This is a genomic window from Deinococcus sp. (genome assembly GCF_030523985.1).
GTDB lineage: Bacteria > Deinococcota > Deinococci > Deinococcales > Deinococcaceae > Deinococcus.
Genome location: NZ_JAUNHK010000048.1, coordinates 1 through 4,963, shown reverse-complemented (window position 1 = coordinate 4,963; position 4,963 = coordinate 1). Strand labels below are relative to the sequence as shown.

The window sequence follows — 4,963 nt, the reverse complement described above, 5'->3', positions numbered from 1 at the left end:
CTGGTCGCCATCTCGCAGGGCGAAGACGGTGCGCTGCTGGTCACGCCGCAGGAAACGGTGCGGGCGCGGCCTCCCCGCGTGGAGGTCGTGTCCACCGTCGGGGCCGGAGACGCGATGGTGGCGGGGCTGTTGTCCGCCCATCTGGACGGCCTGAACCTCGCCGACGCCGCCCGCCGCGCCACCAGTTTCAGCGTGGGCAACATCACCCGCCTGGGGGCCCATCTGCCGCCCCGTGCCGAGTTGGACGGCTATGCGGCGGGGGTGCAGGTGTCCAGCATCGAACTGTCTGACCGTCAACCCGTCTGACCGCCGCTGCTTGGCGTGCCGTAAGCCATTTTTCTCGTTCTTCTCGCCGTTGGACTTTCTGACCGTTTGACGGCCCGACCCCTTCCAAGGAGGCCCCCCAGATGGCAAAACTTGTCGCCGTAACCGCCTGTCCCACCGGCATTGCCCACACCTACATGGCCGCCGAAGCCCTGCGCCGCGCAGCCCAGGCGGCGGGCCACGACCTGAGCGTCGAAACCCAGGGCAGCGCAGGTGCTCAGGACACCCTCTCGCCCGCCGACATCGCCGCCGCCGACGCCGTGATTCTGGCGACCGACGTGAGTGTGGACGAATCGCGCTTTGCCGGAAAACCCATCGTGCGGGCGTTGGCCCAGGAAGCCATTCGCAATCCGGCGCGGCTGGTCGCTGAGGCCGTGGGGCAAAGCGGCGTGGAAACGTCGGCCCAAGCACCGGGCCAGCCAGCGGCCCAGCCCTCCACCCAGGTGATCGCCGCGCCTTCCGCATCCCCGGCGGCCACCCCGGCAGCGGGCAGCAAGTACATCGTCGGCATCACGTCCTGCCCCACCGGAATCGCCCACACCTTCATGGCGGCGGAAGGACTGGAAGGGGGCGCGAAGTCGCTGGGCTACGACTACAAAATCGAAACCCAGGGCAGCGTGGGCGCAGGCAATCCGCTGAGCGCCGAGGACATCCGCCGCGCCGATGTGGTGGTCATCGCCGCCGACACCAACGTGGACCTGAGCCGCTTTGCGGGCAAACGGGTCTACCAGACCGGAACCAAACCCGCCATCAAGGACGGGGCCGCCGTCGTTCGCACCGCGCTGGAGCAGGCGACGGTGTACGGCGGAGCGAGTGCGGCGGCGAGCAGCGGCAATTATGTGGCCGACGCGGCTGCCGCCAAAGCCGCCAAGAACGCGGGCGTGCCGAGTTTTTACAAGCACCTGATGACGGGCGTGTCTCACATGCTGCCCTTCGTGGTGGCGGGGGGCCTCCTGATTGCCCTGGGCTTCGCGTTCGGGTCGTTTCAGTTCGGAGACCAGGGCATCTTCATCTATGAAGACAAGTACGCCGGAACCATCGGTAACTTGCTGTTCAACATTGGGGCCAACGGCGCATTCAAGCTGTTCGTTCCCGTGCTGGCGGGCTATATCGCCTTTTCTATCGCTGACCGCCCCGGCCTCGCGCCCGGCATGGTGGGTGGCCTGATTGCCGCGAACACGGGCAGCGGTTTTCTGGGTGGCATGGTGGCGGGCTTTATCGCAGGCTACTTCGTGCGTTGGCTCAACAGGGCGCTCAAGCTGCCGCGCACGCTGGAGGGTCTCAAGCCCACCCTGCTACTGCCGCTGCTGGGCACGCTGCTGGTCGGCCTGCTGATGCTGACGGTGGTGGGTAAACCCGTCGCCGCCGCACTGACCGCCGTGACCAACTGGCTCCAGGGGCTGGGTCAGGCTTCGGCGGGCCTGCTGGGGGCACTGCTCGGCGCGATGATGGCCTTCGACATGGGCGGCCCCATCAACAAGGCGGCGTACACCTTCAGCACCGGCCTGCTGACCAACAAGGTCTACGGCCCGATTGCGGCGGCGATGGCGGCGGGCATGACGCCTCCACTGGCGCTGTTTTTCGCCACGCAACTCTTCAAGAACCGCTTTACCGCCGACGAGCGCGAGGCAGGCAAGGCGGCAGGCGTGCTGGGCATCAGCTTTATCACCGAAGGCGCTATTCCCTTCGCCGCCCGCGACCCCCTGCGCGTCATTCCGGCCCTGATGGTAGGTTCGGCGGTGGCCGGGGCCATCAGCATGGCGGCGGGCTGCCTGCTGCGTGCGCCTCACGGCGGCATCTTCGTGCTGTTCATTCCCAACGCCGTGACCAACCTGCCCATGTACATCGTGTCCATCCTGGCGGGAACGGTCATCAGCACCGTGCTGCTGGGCATCCTGAAAAAGCCTGTGCCTGAGGCGGTGGCGCTGCCCACCCAGACGGTCAATTTGGCCGATTAAAGAGAGCATTCGACGCAGAGGCGGCAGGAACGTGGGATGTTCCGCCGCCTCTGCGCTGTGTTGGAAAGGTCAGGAAGTCAGCGCCTCGACAAACCGCGCTCCCGTCGTGGCCCGCACGTCTTCCAGGGTCGCGCCGGGCATCAGTTCGGTGAGGGTTAGCCGCCCGTCCACGAACTCGAATACGGCCTTGTCGGTAATCACCATGTCCACCACGCCCCTTGCCGTCAGCGGCAGGGTGCATTCGCGCACCACTTTGGGGGTGCCGTCGGGGTCGGTGTGGTTCATGGTGATGATGAGCCGAGCCGCGCCGCTCGCCAAATCCATCGCGCCGCCCACGCCCAGCAGCGGCTTACCGGGTACGGCCCAGTTCGCCAGATTCCCGGCTTCGTCCACCTGAAGGCCGCCCATGACCGCGACCTGCACATGCTGCCCGCGAATCATGGCGAAGGAATCTGCCGAGTCGAAATAACTTGCGCCGGGCAGCGCCGTGACGGGGATTTTGCCCGCGTTGACCGGGTAATCCATCGCGCCGCCGCCCTCGGGGGCCGGGCCGACGCCCAGCATCCCGTTTTCGGTGTGCAGGTTCAGCCCGTGCTGCGGCGTAATCAGGTCGGCCACCAGCGTCGGAATGCCGATGCCCAGGTTCACCACGTCGCCGGGGCGCAACTCCTGCAAGGCGCGGCGGGCCATGTTCATTCGGCCCTCGTCCACCCGTTTGGCCCCGCCCTTCACGTCGGCGCTGGTGCCCAGGTCTTCGGGCGTCAGCGTGGCCTGTACCAGATAGTCCACGTACAGCCCCGGCGTGTGGACGTGTTCGGGCGCGATTTCGCCCACGTCTACGATTTCCTCGACTTCGGCAATCACCAAGTCGGCGGCAGTCGCCATCGCCTTGTTGAAATTCTGCTCGGTCAGGCGGTATTGCAGGTTGCCCGCCCGGTCAGCCCGCCACGCCCGGATAAAGGCCACGTCGCCGCGCAACCCCGGTACAAAGACCATGTCCTGACCGTTGATGACGCGGGTGTCGGCCCCCTCCGCCACCAGGGTTCCGGCAGCGGTGGGGGTATAAAAGCCGCCGATGCCCGCGCCCCCGGCCCGAATCGCTTCTGCGAGGGTGCCCTGGGGCAGCAGTTCGACTTCCAGCCCGCCGTCCAGATACGCCTGCACCGCTTCCCGGTTGGATGTGAAATAGGAGCCGATGGCCTTTTTCAGCTTGCCCAGCCGCAGCAGTTTGCCGCCCCCGATGCCCGCTTCACCCACGTTGTTGGCGACGTAGGTGAGGTCATGCACGTCCGTCTCAGCGAGGGCGTGCAGCAGATGCACCGGGTTGCCGGTCATCCCAAAGCCGCCGACCAGCAGGGTTTGACCACTTTTCACCATCCCGGCAGCTTCCTCAAGGCCGATGACAGGCGGCTGTTTCATTCCCCGACCCGCTCGATGATGGCGGCTTCGCCCTGGCCCACGCCCACGCACAGGGTCGCCAGCCCGTAGCGCCCGCCGCTGCGCTCCAGTTCGTGGGTGAGGTGAACGACCAGCCGCGCCCCGCTCATGCCCAGCGGGTGCCCCAGCGCAATCGCGCCGCCGTCCACATTCACCTTGGCCGGGTCGAGTTCCAGTTCGCGGATACAGGCCAACGCCTGCGCCGCGAACGCCTCGTTCAGCTCGATCAGGTCGAGGTCGTCCACGCTCAGCCCGGTGCGTTCCAGCACCTTGCGGGTCGCCGGAATGGGGCCGAGACCCATCACCCGCGCTTCCACGCCCGCCGCCGCGCCCCCCACCCAGCGGGCCAGCAGTTTGATGCCGAGTTCCCGCGCCTTGCCCGCGCTCATCAGCACCAGCGCCGCCGCGCCGTCGTTCAGGCCCGAAGCGTTGCCCGCCGTGACCGTGCCGCCCTTACGAAACGCGGGTTTGAGGCCCGCCAGGGTGGCTTCGTCGGTGGCGAGTTCGTAGCCTTCTCCCGCCTGCTTGATGCGCGGGTGTTCGTCGGTGTCGAAGACAGTCACGCCCTTGCGCCCTTTGACCTCCACGGGCACGATTTCGTTCTTGAATTTGCCGTCCTGAATGGCCTTCAGCGTACGGCGCTGCGATTCCAGTGCGAAGGCGTCCTGGTCGGCGCGGGTAATCTCGCCGCCCTTGTAGGCCCCCTCACGGCTGCGCTCGACGATGTTTTCGGCGGTTTCGCCCATCGCTTCGAGCGGAAAGAGTTGCTCCATCGCCGGGTTGGGGTAGCGCCAGCCCAGTGTGGTGTCGTAGACGGTGACGTTGCCGTTGGCGAAGGCCTGAGCGCCCTTGGGCATCGTCAGCGGAGCGCGGGTCATGCTTTCCACGCCGCCCACCACGTAAATGTCGCCGTCGCCGTTTCTGATGGCGCGGGCCGCCGTGTTGACCGCCGCGAGGCCCGACGCGCACAGGCGGTTGACGGTGATGCCTGCCACGCTGTCGGGCAGTCCGGCCAGCAGGCTGGACATGCGGGCCACGTTGCGGTTGTCCTCGCCCGCCTGGTTCGCGCAGCCGAAAATCACTTCTTCGATCTGCTCGGCAGGCACGCCCGCCCGCGCCACGGCTTCACGGATGACTACGGCGCCGAGGTCGTCGGGGCGCACGCTCGACAGGCTGCCGCGAATGGCGCCGATGGGGGTACGCACGGCAGAAACGATGACCACGTCGCGGTCGGACAGTTGGGC

4 protein-coding genes are annotated in these 4,963 nt (G+C 67.1%); 2 read left to right on the top strand and 2 right to left on the bottom strand.

What is annotated here, in order from left to right; all coding sequences use genetic code 11:
* The coding region (locus Q4C89_RS08590) for a PfkB family carbohydrate kinase (protein ID WP_303102192.1) at positions 1-306 on the top strand (306 nt) is incomplete at its 5' end.
* Between the two features lie 101 nt (positions 307-407).
* On the top strand, positions 408-2,282 hold the full coding sequence (locus tag Q4C89_RS08585; protein ID WP_303102191.1) for a PTS fructose-like transporter subunit IIB: 1,875 nt from the start codon (positions 408-410) through the stop codon (positions 2,280-2,282).
* Positions 2,283-2,351: 69 nt separating this feature from the next.
* Here Q4C89_RS08585 and Q4C89_RS08580 read toward each other — a convergent pair whose 3' ends face one another.
* Positions 2,352-3,701 carry a 3-oxoacid CoA-transferase gene (locus Q4C89_RS08580; protein WP_303102190.1) on the bottom strand — a complete coding sequence of 450 codons (1,350 nt, stop codon included), beginning with the start codon at positions 3,699-3,701 and terminating at the stop codon, positions 2,352-2,354.
* Positions 3,698-4,957, bottom strand: a complete 1,260-nt coding sequence (locus tag Q4C89_RS08575; RefSeq protein ID WP_368493228.1) for an acetyl-CoA C-acyltransferase — start codon at positions 4,955-4,957, stop codon at positions 3,698-3,700. Before Q4C89_RS08575 ends, Q4C89_RS08580 begins: the two co-directional genes overlap by 4 nt.
* Positions 4,958-4,963 lie beyond the last annotated feature (6 nt).